The 19,190-nt window shown below is 65.6% G+C and carries 20 protein-coding genes and 1 pseudogene; 16 read left to right on the top strand and 5 right to left on the bottom strand.

Features of this window, described 5'->3' with window-relative positions; translation table 11 throughout:
* The coding region (locus A5636_RS24755) for a DUF3060 domain-containing protein (protein ID WP_065161286.1) at positions 1 to 724 on the bottom strand (724 nt) is incomplete at its 3' end.
* A gap of 47 nt (positions 725 to 771) precedes the next feature.
* On the opposite strand from A5636_RS24755, the gene A5636_RS24750 reads away from it, so the two are divergent.
* Positions 772 to 1,785: an NADP-dependent oxidoreductase gene (locus tag A5636_RS24750; protein WP_065161285.1), complete on the top strand. Its 1,014-nt coding sequence runs from the start codon at positions 772 to 774 to the stop codon at positions 1,783 to 1,785.
* 21 nt (positions 1,786 to 1,806) lie between these two features.
* On the opposite strand, the gene A5636_RS24745 is transcribed toward A5636_RS24750, so the two are convergent.
* Positions 1,807 to 3,219, bottom strand: a complete 1,413-nt coding sequence (locus tag A5636_RS24745; protein WP_065161284.1) for an aldehyde dehydrogenase — start codon at positions 3,217 to 3,219, stop codon at positions 1,807 to 1,809.
* A gap of 86 nt (positions 3,220 to 3,305) precedes the next feature.
* Between A5636_RS24745 and A5636_RS24740 the strand changes: the two genes are divergently transcribed.
* The 11 genes and pseudogenes from A5636_RS24740 to A5636_RS24690 all read left to right on the top strand — a co-directional run bounded on the left by A5636_RS24740 (position 3,306) and on the right by A5636_RS24690 (position 12,176).
* Positions 3,306 to 4,568, top strand: a complete 1,263-nt coding sequence (locus tag A5636_RS24740; RefSeq protein ID WP_065161283.1) for an aromatic ring-hydroxylating oxygenase subunit alpha — start codon at positions 3,306 to 3,308, stop codon at positions 4,566 to 4,568.
* Positions 4,568 to 4,894: a hypothetical protein gene (locus A5636_RS24735; protein ID WP_065161282.1), complete on the top strand. Its 327-nt coding sequence runs from the start codon at positions 4,568 to 4,570 to the stop codon at positions 4,892 to 4,894. Before A5636_RS24740 ends, A5636_RS24735 begins: the two co-directional genes overlap by 1 nt.
* Positions 4,891 to 6,153, top strand: coding sequence for a metal-dependent hydrolase family protein (locus A5636_RS24730; RefSeq protein ID WP_065161281.1), 1,263 nt, complete (start codon positions 4,891 to 4,893; stop codon positions 6,151 to 6,153). Before A5636_RS24735 ends, A5636_RS24730 begins: the two co-directional genes overlap by 4 nt.
* 11 nt (positions 6,154 to 6,164) lie before the next feature.
* Positions 6,165 to 6,617: a MarR family winged helix-turn-helix transcriptional regulator gene (locus tag A5636_RS24725; RefSeq protein WP_065161292.1), complete on the top strand. Its 453-nt coding sequence runs from the start codon at positions 6,165 to 6,167 to the stop codon at positions 6,615 to 6,617.
* 91 nt (positions 6,618 to 6,708) lie between these two features.
* Positions 6,709 to 6,978, top strand: a pseudogene (locus A5636_RS24720) (2Fe-2S iron-sulfur cluster-binding protein); the annotation flags it as partial.
* 16 nt (positions 6,979 to 6,994) lie between these two features.
* Positions 6,995 to 7,747, top strand: coding sequence for an SDR family NAD(P)-dependent oxidoreductase (locus A5636_RS24715; RefSeq protein ID WP_172827311.1), 753 nt, complete (start codon positions 6,995 to 6,997; stop codon positions 7,745 to 7,747).
* A gap of 57 nt (positions 7,748 to 7,804) precedes the next feature.
* Positions 7,805 to 9,070, top strand: coding sequence for an aromatic ring-hydroxylating oxygenase subunit alpha (locus A5636_RS24710; RefSeq protein ID WP_065161279.1), 1,266 nt, complete (start codon positions 7,805 to 7,807; stop codon positions 9,068 to 9,070).
* 1 nt (position 9,071) lies between these two features.
* Positions 9,072 to 9,407: a hypothetical protein gene (locus A5636_RS24705; protein WP_065161278.1), complete on the top strand. Its 336-nt coding sequence runs from the start codon at positions 9,072 to 9,074 to the stop codon at positions 9,405 to 9,407.
* 45 nt (positions 9,408 to 9,452) lie between these two features.
* Positions 9,453 to 10,298, top strand: a complete 846-nt coding sequence (locus tag A5636_RS24700) for a TauD/TfdA dioxygenase family protein (protein WP_065161277.1) — start codon at positions 9,453 to 9,455, stop codon at positions 10,296 to 10,298.
* A gap of 44 nt (positions 10,299 to 10,342) precedes the next feature.
* Complete coding sequence (locus A5636_RS24695) at positions 10,343 to 11,194, top strand: glycoside hydrolase family 16 protein (protein ID WP_253900690.1); 852 nt, start codon at positions 10,343 to 10,345, stop codon at positions 11,192 to 11,194.
* Positions 11,195 to 11,345: 151 nt separating this feature from the next.
* On the top strand, positions 11,346 to 12,176 hold the full coding sequence (locus A5636_RS24690; RefSeq protein WP_065161276.1) for a glycoside hydrolase family 16 protein: 831 nt from the start codon (positions 11,346 to 11,348) through the stop codon (positions 12,174 to 12,176).
* A 15-nt stretch (positions 12,177 to 12,191) separates the two neighbouring features.
* On the opposite strand, the gene A5636_RS24685 is transcribed toward A5636_RS24690, so the two are convergent.
* Positions 12,192 to 13,718 carry a glycosyltransferase family 39 protein gene (locus A5636_RS24685; RefSeq protein WP_065161289.1) on the bottom strand — a complete coding sequence of 509 codons (1,527 nt, stop codon included), beginning with the start codon at positions 13,716 to 13,718 and terminating at the stop codon, positions 12,192 to 12,194.
* A gap of 94 nt (positions 13,719 to 13,812) precedes the next feature.
* Here A5636_RS24685 and A5636_RS24680 point away from each other — a divergent pair, with 94 nt between their 5' ends.
* Both A5636_RS24680 and A5636_RS24675 read left to right on the top strand, forming a co-directional pair.
* A complete protein-coding gene (locus A5636_RS24680; RefSeq protein WP_065161275.1) occupies positions 13,813 to 14,136 on the top strand; it encodes a hypothetical protein in 324 nt (107 codons plus the stop codon).
* 72 nt (positions 14,137 to 14,208) lie between these two features.
* On the top strand, positions 14,209 to 15,708 hold the full coding sequence (locus A5636_RS24675) for a bifunctional phosphatase PAP2/diacylglycerol kinase family protein (RefSeq protein ID WP_065161274.1): 1,500 nt from the start codon (positions 14,209 to 14,211) through the stop codon (positions 15,706 to 15,708).
* 22 nt (positions 15,709 to 15,730) lie between these two features.
* On the opposite strand, the gene A5636_RS24670 is transcribed toward A5636_RS24675, so the two are convergent.
* On the bottom strand, positions 15,731 to 16,564 hold the full coding sequence (locus tag A5636_RS24670) for an AraC family transcriptional regulator (protein ID WP_065161273.1): 834 nt from the start codon (positions 16,562 to 16,564) through the stop codon (positions 15,731 to 15,733).
* 27 nt (positions 16,565 to 16,591) lie between these two features.
* Here A5636_RS24670 and A5636_RS24665 point away from each other — a divergent pair, with 27 nt between their 5' ends.
* Positions 16,592 to 17,284 carry a class I SAM-dependent methyltransferase gene (locus A5636_RS24665; protein WP_065161272.1) on the top strand — a complete coding sequence of 231 codons (693 nt, stop codon included), beginning with the start codon at positions 16,592 to 16,594 and terminating at the stop codon, positions 17,282 to 17,284.
* A gap of 9 nt (positions 17,285 to 17,293) precedes the next feature.
* The gene (locus A5636_RS24660) at positions 17,294 to 18,388 is read left to right on the top strand and encodes a hypothetical protein (protein WP_065161271.1); all 1,095 of its coding nucleotides are present in this window, start codon (positions 17,294 to 17,296) and stop codon (positions 18,386 to 18,388) included.
* Here A5636_RS24660 and A5636_RS24655 read toward each other — a convergent pair.
* The gene (locus A5636_RS24655) at positions 18,360 to 19,190 is read right to left on the bottom strand and encodes a PPOX class F420-dependent oxidoreductase (protein WP_065161270.1); all 831 of its coding nucleotides are present in this window, start codon (positions 19,188 to 19,190) and stop codon (positions 18,360 to 18,362) included. The genes A5636_RS24660 and A5636_RS24655 overlap by 29 nt on opposite strands.

The following is a 19,190-nucleotide window of genomic DNA, read 5'->3' as shown; positions in this document are numbered from 1 at the left end:
CGACGACGTTGCCGTTGCCGAGCTTCGAGACCTTCGGCGAGCCGGAATGATAGGTGATCTTGTTGTTCAGCCCGCTGGCATCGATCTCGTCGGCGGAGTCCACGGTGATGATGTTCTGCAAGCCGGACACAGTGACGTTGGCGCAGTGCCCGGTCAATACCACCGTGTTGGAGATACCGCTGACCGTGATGCTGATGCCACCGTCGCAGGCAATCGTCTTGTTCTCGTTGATGCCCGAGACGATGACCGGCTGGGCGGCCGGCGCGGTGGCCGATGGTGACGGACCCGAACTGGGGGCGTGCGTTTTTACCGACGGTGCCCGACCGCCGGGGGTGGGCACCGCCGAGGTGGTCTCGGTGGGAGATTCGACCACGAGATCACCGTGGGAGAACTGGCGGGCAGCGTAGGCGGCGATGCCGCCGACCAGCAGCAGCACGCCGAGCACACCGACCGCCGCCAAAATCCAGAACCAGCGCATGCCGGAGGAGGATCGGGGTGTCGCGCCGGGGAACGGACTCTCGTAGCCGTAGGACGGCGGCGAAAGGTTCGGCGATATGGAGGACGGCTGCGCCATACCCGAACTGGCCGGCGGCGGCACCGGTCCGGGTGGTGGGGGCGGGTAGTTGTAGTCGGCACCCCCGCCCAATTCGCTCGCGTGCGCCCGGTCGGCCAACGGCTGCTCCAGCTCCCGAATGCGGGCTTCTGGGTCGTCCTCGGGGTTCATGCTGGAATGCTCCCACACGCCAAGCCGGGGCGAATAGGCTCTGCACCGTGCCTGAGTTGCCGAATCGTCAGATCCTGTTGCGTCGCCGTCCCTCCGGGTTGGTACAGCCCGACGACACCGAGCTGATTACCCGTCCGGCACCGGAGCCCGCCGACGGGGAGGCGCTGCTGCGCACCACTTACGTGGGCCTTGATGCCGCCGTCCGGACCTGGCTGGACGACCAGCCCAGCTACCTGCCGCCGGTCCAGCTGGGGGAGGTCATCCGGGCCGCCGGGATCGGTGAGGTGGTCGAATCCCGTTGCGAGGCTTACGCGGTCGGTGACATCGTCACCACGCTGACCGGATTTCAGGAATACGTGATCATCCGCGACGACATCTTCAGCACGCCCATCCCGGGGGAAACCGACCAGCTGGCCATCATGTCGGTGTACGGCCCCACCGGTGCCACCGCATATTTCGGGATGACCGACATCGGGCGGCCGCAACCGGGCGAGACGGTCGTGGTGTCGGCGGCAGCGGGCGCCACCGGATCGATCGCCGGCCAGATCGCGAAGGTCGCCGGAGCCCGGGTGGTCGGCATCGCGGGCGGCCCGCAGAAATGCCGGGCAGTAGTCGAGGATTTCGGATTCGACGCGTGCATCGACTACAAGAACGAGGACGTCTCGGCCGGACTCAAACAACATTGCCCGAAGCGGGTCGACGTCTACTTCGATAATGTCGGCGGACCCATCCTGGACGCCGTGCTGGGCCGGTTGGCCCCCAGAGCGCGGGTAGTGCTGTGCGGCGTGATCTCCAGCTACCTCACCGGTGAGCACCCGGGACCGTCGAATTACGTCAACCTGCTGGCCAAAACCGCGAGCATGCAGGGCTTCAACGCGCTCGATCAATGGGGCCGGTTCGACGAGGCGTTCGCGAACCTGCGGCAATGGGAAGCCGAAGGGCGGCTGCGTCATCGGCAGACCATCTTCGACGGCATCGAGTCGTGCGTCGATGCCCTCAACGGCTTGTTCACCGGAGCCAACATCGGCAAGACGCTGGTGAAGGTCAGCGAACCCACCTGAACTCGTTGCGGCGCAACGTGATCAGGGCGCGACCGCGATGGACTTGGCGTCCAGGTAGCCGTCGATGCCCTCCGGGCCAAGTTCTCGACCGTAGCCGCTGGCCTTCACCCCGCCGAACGGCGCGAACGGGTCCATGGTGTAGCCCTGGTTGATTCCCAGGGTGCCGGTGCGTACCCGGCCGGCGATCCGCAGCGCTCGGTCGGTGTCGGCGGACCACACCGAACCGGCCAGCCCGTAGTCGTTGTCGTTGGCAATGGCCACCGCGTCGTCCTCGTCCCGGTACGGGATGACGGTGAGCACCGGTCCGAAGATCTCCTCGCGCGCGATTGTCATGCTGTTGTCGGCACCGGCGAACAGGGTGGGTTGGACATACCAGCCGCGGTCGAGACCGTCGGGCAGGTCGGTACCTCCGAGCACCCGCCGGGCGCCTTCGTCTTCGCCGATCCGGATGTAGTCGAGCACGCGTTGCTGCTGGCGGCGGGACACTAGTGGGCCCATCTGGGTGTCGGGATCGGTGGGATTGCCCACCCGGATGGCGGCCATCTCAGCGGCCAGCGCGTCGGTGTACTCGTCGTGGCGCCCCTGCGGAACCAGCAGGCGGGTCAGGGCATTGCAGATCTGGCCGCTGTTGGACAAGCTCGCCGAACGCACGCCGGCGGCCACCTTCTCTGGTTCGGCGTCGTCGAGGATGATCGCGGCGGATTTTCCACCGAGCTCCAGGCCGACCCGGGTGAGATTGGCGGCGCATGCCGCGGCAACGGCGCGTCCCGCGGCGCTGGAGCCGGTGAAGGAGACTTTGTCCACCCCGGGATGGCCGACCAGCAGTTCTCCGACGGAGCCGTCGCCCGGCAGCACGCTCACCACGCCCTCGGGCAAGTCGACCTGGTCCAGCAGGTCCGCCAAAAGCAGTGCGTCCAAGGGGGATTCGGGCGCGGGCTTGAGTACCACGGTGCAGCCGGCAAGCAGCGCGGGGATCAGCTTGGTGGTGATCAGGAACTGCGGCATGTTCCAGGGCACGATCGCGGCAACCACCCCCACCGGCTCCTTGCGCACCTGCACATCGGCGCCGAAGAATCCGGTCCTCGTCTCCTGCCACGGATGCCGTTCGGCCAGATCGCAGAATGCGCGCATCATCATCGCGGCCAGACCCACCTGAGCGCGTTTGGCGAAGGTGATCGGGGCGCCGATCTCGGTGGTGATGGTGTCGGCCATCTGGCGGCGGTGCTCGTCGTAGACATCGACCAGACGGCGGACCGCCGCGATGCGCTCCGCCGGCTCGGAACGACCCCAGGGCCCGGAGTCCAGAGCGGCGCGCGCGGCGTTGACCGCCGCGTCGACGTCGTCCGGACCCGCGGCCGTAACCTCGGCGACCGGTTCCTCGGTGTGCGGTGAAACCACTTCGAAAACCCGCCCCGAACGCAGGGTTTGACCCATTCCGGCCTCCGATCGGCAATCTCAACTACTTGTGATTAGAACTCCGAGCATATACCGTCGGCTGCGACGGAACGGACAGGAGCATCATGGCGCGATTCCCTAAGCCGGCCGAAGGTAGCTGGACACAGCATTACCCCGAACTGGGCACCGGGCCGGTCTCGTACCAGGATTCCATCAGCCCGGAGATCTACCGGCTGGAGCGTGAGGCGATCTTCAAACGGGCCTGGCTGAATGTCGGGCGGATCGAGCAGCTGCCACGCAAAGGCAGCTACTTCACCAAAGAGCTCAAGGTGGTCAACACTTCGATCATCTTGGTGCGCACCGGATCTGGTGAAGTCACGGCGTACCACAACGTCTGTCGTCATCGAGGCAACAAGCTGGTCTGGAACGACATGCCCCTCGAAGAGACCAGCGGGGTGTGCCGCCAGTTCACTTGCAAGTACCACGCCTGGCGGTACGACTTGGACGGCAACCTGACGTTCGTGCAGCAGGAGGAGGAGTTCTTCGACCTCGACAAGAGTCGGTACGGGTTGGTCCCGGTGCACTGCGACATCTGGGAGGGCTTCGTCTTCGTCAACTTCGCCAAACAACCGGAACAGTCGCTGCGTGAATTCCTCGGGCCGATGATCACCGACCTGGAAGGCTATCCATTCGACAAGATGACCTCCCGCTGGCACTACCGCTCGGAGGTGAAGGCGAATTGGAAGCTCTACATGGACGCGTTCCAGGAGTTCTATCACGCGCCGGTGTTGCATGCGAACCAGTCGCCGACGGCGTATTCGAAGGCGGCGGCCGAGGCCGGTTTCGAGGCTCCGCACTACCGGCTGGAGGGGCCGCACCGGTTGGTCAGCACGTCGGGGGTGCGCGCCTGGGAGATGGCGGCCGAGATGCGCAAACCGATCGAGGACATCTGTCAGAGCGGACTTTTCGGACCGTGGGACAAGCCCGACCTCGGTGAGATGCCGAGGGGGCTGAACCCGGCGAAATGCGATCCGTGGGGCCTGGATTCGTTCCAGCTGTTCCCCAACTTCGTGGTGCTGTTCTGGGGCCAGGGCTGGTATCTGACCTATCACTACTGGCCGACCTCGTACAACAGGCACGTGTTCGAGGGCACGCTGTACTTCCCACAACCACGGACGCCGCGGGAGCGGGTGGCCCAAGAGCTGGCGGCAGTGTCGTTCAAGGAATACGGGCTGCAGGACGCCAACACCCTCGAAGCGACCCAGTCGATGATCGAGTCGCAGGTGCTCGACGAGTTCCTGCTGTGTGACCAGGAGATCCTGATTCGGCACCTGCACAAGGAGACCGCGGCCTGGATCGAGGACTACCGCGCCTCGGCGGGGGTGTGATGGCAGTGCTCCCAACAGAATTCGCCGATCTCGAGCCTTTCTCGGACTGGTGCCTGCCGTCCGAGGCGCAGCGTTACGCCAAGCGGCTGGCCAGTTCGATGACGGAGATGAAGGCGTTCTATGACGCGATCATTCCCCGTGCCGAGGAGGCGCTGGCCTACTGTGACAAGTTCCCGCTGGACGATCTGCCCGAAGATGTCCTGAACCTGATGCACCTGCTGTACTCCATGATCATGGTGTCGTTTCCGATGGAGTGCTGGAAGCAGCCTCGGGTGCCGGACTCGGGCGCCTCCACCCTGGACTGTGTGTCTGAGCCGGTTCCGTGACCGGTGCGACCGTTCTGCGGGCGGCCCGATGGGCGGACGTCGACGCCGGTGGGGTGCGCTCGCCCGCTGTAGTGGTGGTCGAAGGCGAGCGCATCACCGCCGTCAACCCCGAACGGGTGGAATACGATTCGGCCACGGTCGTCGACCTCGGGGACGTGACGCTGTTACCGGGCCTGATGGACATGGAACTGAATCTGTTCATCGGCGGCCCCGGCGGTCCCGAAGGCTTGCCTGCCCCCATGCATGGCGTGCAGGACGATCCGGCGTACCGAACGTTGCGGGCCGCGGTGAATGCCCGCACCACACTGGACGCCGGTTTCACCACGGTGCGCAACCTGGGGCTGATGGTCAAGACCGGCGGTTATCTGCTCGACGTTGCGCTGCAGCGCGCCGTGGACCAGGGCTGGCACGTGGGGCCGCGGATCTATCCCGCGGGGCATGCCGTCACGCCCTATGGCGGGCACCTGGACCCGACGGTGTTCCAGCGGATGGCGCCGGGGGTCATGCCACTTTCGGTAGCCGAGGGGATAGCCAACGGCGTGCCCGACGTGATCGCCTGTGTGCGTTACCAGATTCGGCACGGCGCCAAGCTGATCAAGGTGTCGGCTTCGGGGGGCGTCATGTCGCACAGCACCGCGCCGGGTTCTCAGCAGTACTCCGACGCCGAGTTCGCTGCGATCGCCGACGAGGCGCACCGCGCCGGGGTCCGGGTGGCCGCGCACGCCGTCGGCGACTCCGCGATTCGGGCCTGCATTCGCGCTGGGATCGACTGCATCGAACACGGGTTTCTGGCCACTGACGAGACGATCCAGATGATGGTCGATCACGGCACCTTCCTGGTCTCGACCACCTATCTGACCGAAGCGATGGCGATCGACCGGATTGCGCCGGAACTCCGCAAGAAGGCCGAGGAAGTCTTTCCTCGCGCAAAGGCGATGCTGCCCAAGGCGATTGCGGCCGGGGTGCGAATCGCGTGCGGCACCGACGCGCCGGCGATCCCGCACGGCCAGAACGCCAAAGAACTTCGGGCCCTGGTCGACCGCGGCATGACCCCCATGCAGGCGATCCGGGCCGCCACCGTGGTGGCCGCCGAATTGATCGAAGCCGACGACGAACTCGGCCGGCTGGCGCCGGGTTACCTGGCCGACATCATCGCCGTGCCGGGTGACCCCGCCCGGGACATCGGGGCCACCTCCGACGTCGCGTTCGTCATGAAGAACGGACAGGTTTACAAAGCACCGGCGGGCGCCGACGCATGACGGGGGCCGACATCGAACTCACCGACAACATCCTGTGGCTTCTCAAACAGGCCTTCTACTACTCGCTGACGACCATCAACGAGGCCATGAGCACGCACGGCGTCAGCACGGCGCAGATCGGCGTGCTCCGCCAGCTTGCCAATGAACCCGGCCTGTCCGGCGCCGATCTCGCCCGACGGCTGCTGATCAGTCCGCAAGGTGTTCAGCTTGCGTTGACGTCGCTGGAGCGCCGGGGACTGGTGGAAAGGAAGAAGAACCCGGCGCACGGCCGCATCCTGCAGGCCTACCTCACCGGCGAAGGACGCAAGGCCGCCGCGACGGTGGTCAGCGACGCTGTGGCCGCCCACGAGCAGGTGTTCGGCGTGCTCAGCCCGCAGGAGCAGGAGACACTGCGCGAACTGCTGGGCCGCGTCGTGGAGAAGGGCACCGGTCATGAGCTGTTCACCGATCACGTGGACGAGTGACCTCCCTTTATCTAGTACTTGATAACATTCACAAGTAGTTGATACTCTGATGGAGATGTCTGAATCCCCTGCTTTGTCCTGCGTCGACGCCGCACAGGTGACGATCGAACTCGGCGGGCGCACCACCGCGGTGTCCTACTCGCCGGGTGACACCCTGCTGCAGACGGCCCGGATGGCCGGATTGTCCCCGCCGTCGTCGTGTGAAGTCGGTTCTTGCGGAACGTGTATGGCGCGCCTGACCGAAGGCTGCGCGCGGATGCTGAACAACGAAGCGCTCGAGGAGGAAGAGGTGGCCGAGGGGTGGGTGCTGACCTGCCAGGCGCAACCGACCACGCCGGTGGTACGGGTGGTCTACGAGTGAGCCGGGAGACGATCCGATGACCAGAGTGGCCAGGGTGGCGGTGGTGACGGGTGGCGCTTCGGGCATCGGCGAAGCGACCTGCCACGAATTGGGCCGACGCGGCCACAAGGTGGCGGTACTCGACGTGAATGAGGATGCCGCACAGCGGGTTACCGACGATTTACGGGAAAGTGGGGTCACCGCCCTCGGTGTCGGCGCCGACGTCACCGACCGCGTCGCCGTCGAGCAGGCGTTCGCCAAGGTGCGCAGCGAACTGGGTCCGGTCTCGGTCCTGGTGACCAGTGCCGGGCTCTTCGGCTTCTCGGCGTTCCTGGACATCACCGTCGCGGATTGGGCCCGCATCGTCGATGTCAACCTGACCGGCACCTTCCATTGCTGCCAAGTCGCGCTGCCGGACATGCTGGCCGCCAATTGGGGCAGGATCGTGCTGATCTCGTCGTCGAGCGCGCAGCGCGGGTCGCCCTTCGCCGCCCACTACGCGGCTGCCAAAGGCGCAGTGCTGACCCTGACCAAGTCACTGGCCCGCGAGTATGCGGCACAAGGGATCACGGTCAACACCATTCCGCCCTCGGGGATCGAGACGCCGATGCAGCACCAGGGGCAGGCGGCCGGCTACCTGCCGCCCAACGAACAGATGGCCGGCAACATTCCGGTGGGATACCTGGGAACCGGGGCAGACATCGCCGCGGCGGTGGGGTTCCTGTGCTCGGACGAGGCCAGGTTCATCACCGGTCAGGTTGTGGGTGTCAACGGCGGATCGGTGCTATGACACCGGTGCTTATGACGCCGGTGCTTATGACATCGGTGCGATGACAAGGAGGCCACGATGACACGATCGGGCAGACCCGCCGAAGGGTCGTGGACCGAGCATTACCCCGAGCTGGGTACCGCGCCAATTTCCTTCCGGGACTCCACTTCTGAGGAGTTCTACGAATTGGAGCGCGAAGCCGTCTTCAAACGGGCGTGGCTGAACGTCGCCCGTGTCGAGGAGTTGCCCCGGACCGGTAGCTACCTCACCAAGGAAATTGAGGTGACCCGCAGCTCCGTCATCCTGGTCAAAGGCCGCGACGACCGCATTCGTGCCTTTTACAACGTGTGCCGGCACCGGGGAAACAAGTTGGTGTGGAACGACTTTCCCGGTGACGAGACCCGCGGGACCTGTCGGCAGTTCACCTGCAAATACCACGGTTGGCGTTACGGTCTGGACGGCGCACTGAATTTCGTGCAGCAGCAGTCGGAGTTCTTCGATCTGGATCCAGCCGAATACGGGTTGCGGCCGGTGCACTGCGATGTGTGGAACGGTTTCATCTTCATCAACTTCGACGCCGAACCGCGGCAGAGCCTGCGCGAGTTCCTGGGTCCTATGATCACCGGTCTGGACGACTACCCGTTCGGGAAACTGACCGAACGCTACGAGTGGGTCGCCCACAACAACAGCAACTGGAAGATTTTCGCCGACGCGTTCCAGGAGTATTACCACGTGCCGTCGCTGCACTCGCAGCAGGTTCCCGCGGAGGTCCGTGACCCGAACGCCGGATTCACCTGCGGGCATTTCCAACTCGACGGGCCGCACCGGATGGTCTCCACCGCGGGGCGGCGTCGCTGGCTGCTGCCGCCGGAGTACATGTACCCGATCGAGCGGGCCACGCGCAGCGGATTGGTCGGCCCGTGGCGTACCCCCGATATCGGTGAATTGCCGATCGCCGGACTCAATCCGGGCGGGATCGAACAGTGGGGAATCAGCAACTTCCAGATTTTCCCCAATACCGAGATCCTGATCTACGGCGGTTGGTATCTGCTCTACCGCTACTGGCCGACTTCGTACAACACCCACCGCTTCGAGGCTTACACCTATTTCCACCCGGCACGGAGCGTGCGCGAGCGCATCGAGCACGAAGTGGCCGCGGTGGTGCTCAAGGAATTCGCGCTGCAGGACGCCGGGATGTTGGGTGGGACGCAAGCCGCGCTGGAATACGGCGTTGTTGACGACTTTCCGCTCAACGATCAGGAGATCTTGGTGCGCCATCTGCACAAGGTGGCCGTCGACTGGGTCGAGGCCTACCGCCGCGAGAAGACACCGGCGGGGGTGTGAGATGTCGGAGAACCTGCTGCCCAGCGCATTCGCCGAGCTGGAGGATTACGCCCAAATTTGGTGTCTGGCAACCGAAACCGAGCGCTGGAATGCGCGGGTGACCAGCTCGATGGCCGACCTGCGGGAGTTTTACGACGCGTTCTTCCCGCGGTTGGAAGAGGCCATCGAGTATTGCGACAAGTTTCCGCTGGACGGACTGCCCGACGACGCGCTCAACCTGCTACACATGATCTATTCACTGATCATGGTCGCGATGGCGGTCGAAATCATGCATCAGCCGGCCCCGGTGGACGCCGCGGACGCGGTGATGATCCGCACCGGCGAACCGGTGCCTTGAGCCGAACCCAGTGCCCAGTTGTCTTCTCACTAGAAAGGCCGGACCATGAGTCTGCTCACCATCAACAAGCTCACCGAGTCGGTCGGTGCTGAGGTCTGCGGCCTCGACCTGGCCCACGCCGCTTCCAACGACTCGGTCGGTGCGGCCATCCTCGACGCGCTGGAAACCAATGGCGTACTGGTCTTTCGGGGCCTGCACCTCGAGCCGGAAGCCCAAGTCGCGTTCTGTCGCCGCCTCGGCGCCATCGACCACTCGTCCGACGGGCACCACCCCGTCGCCGGCATCTATCCGATCACCCTGAACCCGGCCAAGAATTCGTCGGCGGCCTACCTCAAGGCCACCTTCGACTGGCACATCGACGGGTGCACGCCGCTCGGTGACGAAGTCCCGCAGAAGGCCACCATCCTGTCCGCGGTGCAGGTCGCCGAGTGGGGTGGGGAAACCGAATTCGCCAATTCCTACGCGGCGTACGACGCGCTTAGCCCCGCCGAGAAGGAGCGCTTCGGTGCACTGCGGGTGGTGCACTCGCTGGAAGCATCCCAGCGCCGGGTGACCGCCGACCCGTCGCCAGAGCTGTTGGCGCGCTGGCGATCCCGGCCCACCCATGAGCACCCACTGGTGTGGACGCACCGCAGTGGCCGCAAGTCGCTGGTGTTGGGCGCCTCGGCCGACTACGTCGTCGGCATGGATCTCGACGAAGGTCGGGCGTTGCTGGCGGAATTGCTCGACCGTGCCACCACTCCCGACCGGGTGTACAGCCACATCTGGACGATCGGCGACACAGTCATTTGGGACAACCGCGGGGTACTGCACCGTGCTGCGCCGTACGACCCGAACTCGCCCCGGGAGATGTTGCGCACCACTGTCCTGGGCGACGAACCCATTCAATAACCTCGCCCGTTACCCCCCTGCTATCGTCCCTTGCCATGGCACATATGGACCGCCGCCGCATGCTCATGATGGCGGGATTCAGCGCGCTGGCGGCCGCGATCCCGGCCCCCGTTGCCGGGGCCGCCCCGGATCACGCCCCGGCGCCGGCCGCTCCGGCCGCGGGCGCGGCCGGTGGCCTCATCTGGCACGACGAATTCGACGGTCCGGCCGGCTCGGCGCCCGATCCGTCGAAATGGGCGGTGTCGAACTTCCGGACGCCGATCAAGAACCCGGTCGACTTCGACCTACCCCAGTACTGGGGTCAGTACCGCGACAGTCGCCAGAACGTCTTCGTGGACGGCAAATCGAACCTGGTCCTGCGCGCGACCCGGGACGGTGGCGGTTACTTCGGCGGCCTGGTGCACGGCCTTTGGCGCGGCGGGGTGGGCACCACGTGGGAGGCCCGCATCAAGATGAACTGCCTCGCCCCCGGCATGTGGCCGGCCTGGTGGTTGTCCAACGACGACCCCGGCCGTAGCGGCGAAATCGACCTGATCGAGTGGTACGGCAACGGCACCTGGCCGTCGGGAACCACCGTGCACGCCAACCCGGACGGTACGGCGTTCGAGACCTTCCCCATCGGCGTCGACAGCGGATGGCACAACTGGCGGGTGCGGTGGGACGTCACCGGCATGTACTTCTGGCTCGACTACGCCGACGGCGCGGCCCCATACTTCTCGGTTCCGGCGACCGGTATCGAAGACCTGAACGAACCCATCCGAGAATGGCCGTTCAACGACCCCGACTACACCGTGTTCCCGGTACTGAATCTCGCCGTGGGCGGCTCCGGGGGCGGTGATCCGGCGGTCGGCTCGTACCCGCAGGAGATGCTGGTCGACTGGGTGCGCGTGTTCTGATTCGACGCTGAGGCGAGCATCACCGCGTGTGCAACGTGCGCGCCTCCCCCGGGCCGTGGTTCTATAAGACCGTTTGTGAAACCTGCCCAGGGGGAAGGCGCAAGTCGGGAAACCTGGCCTACATGGGCTGAATAGGAACGGTGGTACTCGAATGGATCGTCGCAGCATGTTGTTGACGACAGGCCTCGGCATGCTGGCAGCCGCCGCCTCGATGCCCATTCCCGAAGCGTGGGCCCGCCCGACACCGCCGCAGGCACCCTCGGCCGGTGGTTCCGGGCCGTACATCTTCCAGGACGAATTCGACGGCCCCGCCGGTTCAGGTCCCGACCCGGCCAAGTGGACCGTGCAGACCTGGCAGGACGACGTATTCCCGCCGGTCGACGGAATTTACCGCAACGACCCCAGCAACGTCTTCCAGGACGGCAACTCCAACCTGGTGCTGCGCGCGACCAAGGACTTCGGTGGCACGTACTACAGCGGCAAACTGCGCGGCAACTTTCGCGGCATGATCGGCACCACCTGGGAATCGCGGATCAAGCTGGACTGCCTGAGCCCCGGCCTGTGGCCCTCGTTCTGGGCGGTCAACGAGGACCCGTTGCCCGACGGTGAGGTCGACGTGTTCGAGTGGTACGGCAACGGGGACTGGGCGCCGGGCACCACGGTGCACGCGGCGTCCAACGGCAAGACCTGGGAAGGAAAATCGATCCCCGGTCTGGTGGACGGTGGCTGGCACACCTGGCAAATGCGCTGGGATACCGACGGATTCAAGTTCTCCCGGGACGGCGCGCAGTACTTCGCGGTGCCGCCGAAGCCGATCCATGTGCACGGCGGCGCGCCTGACGACTTCCGGTGGCCGTTCAACAACCCCGGCTATTGGATGTCGCCCATGTACACCCTTGCCGTCGGCGGTGTGGGCGCCGGTGATCCCGCTGCCGGTAATTTCCCGGCCTCCATGCTGATCGACTACATCCGCATCTGGTAACGCATCTGGTAGCGACTACCGGACGGCCCTGATCACCTGAACCAGGTTGAACTGCCAGCGCTCGACCAGCCGGAACCCCAGGTCGCGCGGGACCGCGAAGGCCGGAGTCGCTCCGTAGCGTGGACCCGGCGGCAGCGCCGCACCCTGTTCGTGCGCGGCCACCGACTCATCGGCCTGGGTGATGATCCACACCACCTGGCACCGACTCAATGGCGCGGTGACGACTTCGGGGATGAGGTTGGTGTCGAAGACGTCGCTGCGCTCGGTCGCCCGCTTCCACAGAGTCAGGTCGTCGAGCTTTCGGTAGGCGTCCGGACGTGCCGCCAGCAACGGGCGCATCGGAGCGGGCATGAAGGTCACCGTGTCGTTGACGAGTAGGCAATCGCCCCGGCTCGCCCGCGCGGTGATCAGATCGGCGACCTGGCTGTAGTCCATGCCGTACTTGGCGTACTGATTGCGTTGCACCCGAACATAACCCGGGGCGGCGGCCACGGTCAGCGCAAGCACCAGCGCGGCGGCCGGCCACGGCTTGGCGGCCACGGCGGCAATGCACACCCCCAGCGTCAGCGCCACCGCCGGCGCGGTGAAGGTGAGATAACGCGGCGTATAGATGGGGTGCGCCAACGCCGACCAGATGACGATAAGCGCGGTCGGAATCACCGACCAGGCGATCGCCAAGGACAGCAACTGACGATCCGACAGGGTCAACCGCCGCGGCGAGCGCAGCCAGACCACCACGGCGGCCACGACGATGACCACCGACAGCACAGCAAACACCGGGCTGCGTTCGAAATACTGCTGGATCGTGACGTCTTCGATGGTCCGGTGCCCGATCGGCGCGACCCAACTGATCTGGTGCACCTGTCCGACGACGGTAAGCGCAAACGGCGTCAGGGCGCCCACTGCGATAACCGACGTTATGCCGAACGGCAGCAATATTTTTCGCCGACGATGGAAAAGGCAGATGTAGGCGCCATGCGCCAGCAGCAGTAACACCAGATACACGTCGAGCACGATCGACAGGGCAAGCGCCACGCCGTAACACACCCACACGACGCACTGGGCTCGCCGGACAGCTACCAAGAGCAACACCGTCAGCCACACCGCGGCCATCATCGACATAGCCGAGGGGCGCGCCTCGATGCCGGCCCACGTCGTGCGGGGTAGGACCGCGCAGACCAGGCCGGCGATCACCGCGACCGGACGCGAAGACAACTGCCTGCCCAGCACCACCACTCCAGCCGCGGCGGCACCGACGGCCAGGCCGCTGGGTGCGCGGGACCAGAACTCGGTGGGCGGAAAGATCTGGAACCAGCCGTGCATCAGCAGGTAGTAAAGGCCGTGGACAGCATCGACATTGCCGAGCATGTGCCACAACTGGTCGAGCGAACGGCTGTAGGAAGCCGAGATGGTGGCCGCCTCGTCATACCAGAACGACGGCCGCGCGGCACCGGCCAGGCTCACTGCGGCGGCGAACAGGCCAACCCACAGCGGGTCCCAGGCACCGCGGTGACGTTGCGACTCGCCGACCACACCGGTCATGTTGCCAGGCGACCGGGACTGCCCCTGAAGTTGCTCAATCATCAGCGCGCCGCCGGACCTGTGCCGCGAATGTATTCGAACGTATGATCGATCGGTGGGACGACTCGCCTCCATCGGCTACAACGGGCAGCCGGTCCGCGGTCCGTTCCGGCCGGTGCGTCCGCCCGTCCCGGTGCTGGTCGATTTGACGGTGTTGTTCCCGCGCCAGCCGCACCGTTCGGGCCGGTACCACCCGAATGGCCTGCAATTGCACAAGGTGGTCGAGGGCAAGCTGAGCTGCTGGGGGATCTGCGAGCAGGGGGACTGGTGGGGGCTGGTGACCTATCCGGTCGACTTCGGTTCCAGGCAGAAGACGGTGACGCATTGGGTGCCCGCCTGGACGTTGCGCCGCAAGGCCGAGCGGCCGGCACCGCAATAGATTCTGCTTGTGCAGTTCTCGCTGTCCCCACGAACCGATCCTGTGGCTCTGACGCCCGTTAGGGTAGGGCCAATGAACCGGCGGCGCTGGCGACCCTCACGCAACATCAGAAAAATCACCAACGGGCTCGGAGCCCTTGATCGGGAACTCTTCGAGGCGATCGCCGAGAGCCCGACCCCGCTACTCGACTCAGCAATGCCACCGTTGACCCGGGCGGCCGACCACTCCAAGCTGTGGTTCGCCATCGCCGTTCTGCTGTTTGCGTCCGGGAAGAACTCCGCGCAACGCGGTGCCACGCGCGGCGTGGTCACGCTCGGGGTGACCAGCCTGCTGACCAACCAGGTCGCCAAGCGGCTGCGGCGACGTCCCCGTCCGCTCTATGAATCGGTGCCCCTGGTCAGGCGGGTCCGGCGCCGGCCGACCTCGAATTCATTACCCTCCGGACACTCCGCCAGTGCGGCCGCATTTGCCGTCGGTGTCGGCCTGGAGAATCCGATGATCGGCTTCGGATTGGCGTTGCTGGCCGGCCTGGTGGGTCTGTCGCGGGTGGCGGTCGGTGCGCACTACCCGGGCGACGTCGTCATCGGGTTCGGTATCGGTGCCGGACTGGCCGTAACGGGTGGCCGGCTGGTGCCGCCGGTTGTCGAAACTCAGCTGCCCAAAACGGAACCACTTCGGGTAGAGGCGCCGGAACGGCCCGACGGCGCCGGCGTCATCCTGGTCGTGAACCCGGCCGCGGGCAGCGGCACCGGGGCTCGCGTGGCCGACGAAGTCCGCACCGAACTGCCCGCAATGGAGATCGTCGAACTCGACCCGGAGCAAGACCCGCTGCCGGTGCTGCGCGAGGCCGCCGAACGGGCCGAAGTGCTGGCGGTCGGCGGTGGTGACGGCACCGTGTCCACGGCCGCGGCGGTTGCTGCGGAGGCGGGACTGCCGCTGGCGATCTTCCCGGCGGGAACCTTCAATCATTTCGCCAAGGACATCGGCTGCGACACCGTAGCCAAGACGGTCGAGGCGATCAGGCGCGGCAGCGTGGCGCGCGTCGACCTGATGTGCATGAACGACAGCAGGATGGTGGTCAATACCGCCAGCATCGGTGCCTATCCCGCATTCGTCCAGGAGCGCGAAAAACTGGAGAAGCGCATCGGCAAGCCGCTGGCCGGGATGTACGCCATGGTGCACACGCTGCGCAACGGCCAGCCGGTGCGCATCCGCTACGACAACAAGACCCTGCAGACCTCGCTGTTCTTCGTCGGGAATTCGCTATATCTGCCAACGGGATTCGCGCCGTCCCGACGGACCCGGATGGATGACGGACTGATCGACGTCCGGATCCTGGAAACCGGCCGCCGGTTGGCCCGGACCAGGATCCTCATCGCCCTGATCCTGGGTCGGTTGCAGCGCAGCCCGCTGTATCACGAGATGCAGGTTCCGGAATTCACCTTCACCACCGTCGATGCGCCCACCGTCGTGGCCCACGACGGCGAGGTCGGCGAGGAGTACGGCGAGGTCACCTTTGCCTCCAAGTACCGGGCGCTTTCGGTATACCGGCCGTTGGCCCTCATTCAGTGATCCCGGTGTTGCGCGCTGAGCTTCACGTCGCGGGCTCGCCGCCGTGCCGGCGGTACGCCGACGGGGGATAGCCCCACGCGGTGCGGAAGGCCCGGGTGAAGGAACTGGCGCTGTCGAACCCCACCCGGGTGGCGACCTGGAGGACGCTCAGTTCGGGGTCGGCAAGCAGCGCGGCGGCCCGCATCAGCCGTGCCTGTTGCGTGTATTCGCGCCAGGTCATACGCAATTCGCGGTGACACAGCCGGCGCAGCGACCGGGGTGACATGCCCGCCGCGTCCGCCGCCTCGTCAAAGGTTATGTCCGCCAACGCATTCCGGGTGCGCTTGAGCGCGGCCGCAAGTTGCGGGTGCGTGGTGGTGGGCAGGCTGATCGGGCTCTGCGCCTCCAAGAGTTCGGCCAGCAGTGCCGCGAGACAGCGGAAATAGGCATCGGCTACGGGGTCGGAGGACGCGCGGTCGATGGGCCAGCGGCAGGCGTAGATGATCATCTGCCGGATCAGGGGCGAGACCACCACGATTCCGGCGGTCGGACGGGTCGGCGTCAGGTGGACCGGGTGCAGGAAAATCGACACCGAACGCACGCGCGTGTCGATGGTGCTGACGTGCCCGAGTCCGGCCGGGATCCAGGCGGCTTGCCGCTCGGACAGCACGTAGGCGCCGGCGTCCGTCTCGACTTCCAGCACGCCCTGCACGACGTATTCCAGCTGGTGCAGGTCATGGGCGTGTCGCGCGGTGGTGACCCGCTGCCCTTCGTATACGTACGCCCCGGCGGTGCAGGCGCCACCCTGGCGCATGTCGAGCAACCCGGTTGTGTCCGCTTGGGACAAGATCGTGGCCGTTTGTGCAGAGAAAGTCATTGCGGTCCGATGGTACGACTTGGAGTCATGTCAGTGCAGTCCTTCACACCGGCCGCCGGGAACCCGAAGTACACCAAGTATTACGACGCAGTCATAGCGTTGATGACGCGCGAGGAGCGCTGGCGTTCGGCGGCCATCGCCCGGCTGGGGTTGCAGGCCGCCGACGTCGTCGTCGATATCGGTTGCGGCACCGGATCATTGGCGATCAGGATCAAGCGCAGCCGGCCGGACGTGCGCGTCATCGGCGTGGACCCCGACCCGGAGGTGCTGGCCATCGCCCGGCAGAAGGTGCGTAAAGCCGGTGTCGAAGTCGAGTTCGTGCAGGGCATGGGGGACAAGGCCGCGGAACTCGTCGGGCCCGGGACCGCCACCGAGGCGATCTCCAGTCTGGTGCTGCATCAGTGCCCCGTGCCGATGAAGGAAGCGATCATCGCCAACATGTTCCAGCTGTTGCGGCCCGGCGGTGATCTGGTGATCGCCGACTTCGGGTTGCAGCGCGGGCTACTCATGCGGTCGGGGTTTCGGTTGGTGCAATTTGCCGACGGCAAGGAGGACACGCAACCCAACGCCGACGGGATTCTGCCCGAGCTGATCGACCGCGCGGGATTCGTGGCGGTCACGGAGGCATCGGCGATCCGTACCGTCTCGGGGTCCATCTCGATCTACCACGCCCGTCGGCCCGTCGTAGCAAACAAAGACAAGCCGCCTGTGAACGGCTAACCTTGGCAAATGTCACTTCGGAAGCTGGCAAAGGCGCTGGCGGTAGCGAGCGCGGCGGTCATCCTGGTGGCCGGTTGCAGCAAATCGACGCACCAATCGTCGTCGAACGAGGGCACCGCCGCGAGCAAGGGTGCCGGCGCCTCCTCGGGTGCCAACCCACCGGCTACGCCCGGAGCTTTGTTCACCACCCCGGTGCCGTGGACCGCCGCCGTCGCTGGGGTTGCCAAGGCGGCCAGGTCCGACGCGATCATCCAGGCACTCAGCGCCGCCGGTGGTTGGGGAACCGGAGCCTTTCAGATCGACTTCTCCATCCCGATCTTCTATGCCGACGGGAACACGCGCCGGATGCAGGTGGTCGGCACTAGCGAGTACTGCTACGGCGGGCCGGACTGCGACACCGTTCCGGCCCAGATGCCCGTGCCGGCCAACGCCCATTTCGAGGGCTCGCAGAATTTGAACTGTGACACCACCGGCGCCACCGAAGGCCAATCGGATTGCCATCTGCTCGTCGTGGACCGCGACCAGCACAAGCTGTACGAGATCTACCACGGCGGCCAAACCGGCCAGAACATCGCGGCCGAAGGTTTCTTCATCTGGGACCTGGCCAAGAAATACCCCGAAAGCCTGCGCGGCGACCAGTGCACCAGCGCCGACGCCGCCGGCTTTCCTATCGCCGCGATGACGCCGACCGCAGACGAAGTCGCTTCTGGTGCAATCAATCACGCTATCCGCTTCATCCTGCCCAATGATCGGATGAAGGAGGGCGTCTACGTGCGACCCGCCACCCACGCGGGCGGCCCGCAGAGCGCAGAACCGAACGCGCCGCCGTACGGGGTGCACTTCCGGCTACGTGCCGACTTCGATGAAACCGCCTTCTCCCCGCCTCAGCGGGTCGTCATCACCGCATTGAAGAAGTACGGCATGCTGTTGTCCGACGGAGGTCAGGTGCCCCTCACGTTCGCCGACGACCGCACCAGCGCGAAAAAGTGGGCTGATCTGGGCATCGACGCCCAATCGTTCAGCGGCATCACGGTCGACCAGTTCGAGGTGGTCAACCTGGGTTCTGACGTCAAGCTCACTTACGAATGCGTTCGTAACCACTGACCGCGCCTGCCGGGACCAATTCGGCGTGAACGGTTCGGCCGAACTTGGAGCGCATGAGCCGATGCGCCGTCGGCACCAGAACACCATGCAGGACAGGATATTTCCGCCGCAGCAGTCTTGCCGCCTCGCGCTCCTGCGCACCCTCGAGTAACCGCACCACACCCGGTTGAACGGGTCCGGCAGGTTTGCCTTTCGCGGTGGCGGCGCCAAATTCCACCCGCGGATTGCGTTGCAACCGGCGAACTTTCAGTGATCGCTCGAAGCTACGGAAATAGGCGCGGTCGCAGTCCACCACGATGCTCACTGGGCTGGTGCCGGGTGTGCCGTCCTTGCGAAAGGTGGTGAGGTTGACGGTCTTCTGCCGCACGAAAGGCACCAGTTTCGGGTCGGTGGCAGCAGTGACAGTGCCCAGCACGTAGTCGATTTGGCCCAGCCGCAATACGAACGCAGCCACTAATAGCACCGACATCACGCCGAGCATCCACACCTGGGTGACCGAACCACCCAAACGCAGGTCCAGCAGGTGGTTGACGGTGTGCACCGTGTTCGCGACGATCAACGCGGCGAGCGCGGTGGCCAGCGCGTCGGCCCAGACCAGCGCCAGCAGCAGCGCGACGCCCAGCCCCAGCTGGAATGCGCCGACATCATGCAGAAAGTGCGCGTGCGTGGGGAATTGGACGACCTTCGCGAACGAGGTGGGGTCGACCAAGCACCAGATTCCAATTCCGAGCGTGAAGATACCGGTGAGGGCCGTGACGGCCCCCAGGAACAGCCGTGCGGCAGTGGTTGAACTTATCGTCAT

Source organism: Mycobacterium asiaticum, assembly GCF_001673315.1.
Taxonomy (GTDB): domain Bacteria; phylum Actinomycetota; class Actinomycetes; order Mycobacteriales; family Mycobacteriaceae; genus Mycobacterium; species Mycobacterium asiaticum_B.
This window is presented reverse-complemented; position numbering and strand designations above follow the sequence as displayed.

Excerpts from the sequence above, each read along its gene's own strand:
- A5636_RS24745 (WP_065161284.1), bottom strand. The coding sequence starts at position 3,219 with ATGGGTCAAACCCTGCGTTCGGGGCGGGTTTTCGAAGTGGTTTCACCG.
- A5636_RS24740 (WP_065161283.1), top strand. The coding sequence starts at position 3,306 with ATGGCGCGATTCCCTAAGCCGGCCGAAGGTAGCTGGACACAGCATTAC.
- A5636_RS24735 (WP_065161282.1), top strand. The coding sequence starts at position 4,568 with ATGGCAGTGCTCCCAACAGAATTCGCCGATCTCGAGCCTTTCTCGGAC.
- A5636_RS24715 (WP_172827311.1), top strand. The coding sequence starts at position 6,995 with ATGACCAGAGTGGCCAGGGTGGCGGTGGTGACGGGTGGCGCTTCGGGC.
- A5636_RS24710 (WP_065161279.1), top strand. The coding sequence starts at position 7,805 with ATGACACGATCGGGCAGACCCGCCGAAGGGTCGTGGACCGAGCATTAC.
- A5636_RS24705 (WP_065161278.1), top strand. The coding sequence starts at position 9,072 with ATGTCGGAGAACCTGCTGCCCAGCGCATTCGCCGAGCTGGAGGATTAC.
- A5636_RS24700 (WP_065161277.1), top strand. The coding sequence starts at position 9,453 with ATGAGTCTGCTCACCATCAACAAGCTCACCGAGTCGGTCGGTGCTGAG.
- A5636_RS24695 (WP_253900690.1), top strand. The coding sequence starts at position 10,343 with ATGGACCGCCGCCGCATGCTCATGATGGCGGGATTCAGCGCGCTGGCG.
- A5636_RS24690 (WP_065161276.1), top strand. The coding sequence starts at position 11,346 with ATGGATCGTCGCAGCATGTTGTTGACGACAGGCCTCGGCATGCTGGCA.
- A5636_RS24685 (WP_065161289.1), bottom strand. The coding sequence starts at position 13,718 with ATGACCGGTGTGGTCGGCGAGTCGCAACGTCACCGCGGTGCCTGGGAC.
- A5636_RS24675 (WP_065161274.1), top strand. The coding sequence starts at position 14,209 with ATGAACCGGCGGCGCTGGCGACCCTCACGCAACATCAGAAAAATCACC.
- A5636_RS24670 (WP_065161273.1), bottom strand. The coding sequence starts at position 16,564 with ATGACTTTCTCTGCACAAACGGCCACGATCTTGTCCCAAGCGGACACA.
- A5636_RS24665 (WP_065161272.1), top strand. The coding sequence starts at position 16,592 with ATGTCAGTGCAGTCCTTCACACCGGCCGCCGGGAACCCGAAGTACACC.
- A5636_RS24660 (WP_065161271.1), top strand. The coding sequence starts at position 17,294 with ATGTCACTTCGGAAGCTGGCAAAGGCGCTGGCGGTAGCGAGCGCGGCG.
- A5636_RS24655 (WP_065161270.1), bottom strand. The coding sequence starts at position 19,190 with ATGACGATAAGTTCAACCACTGCCGCACGGCTGTTCCTGGGGGCCGTC.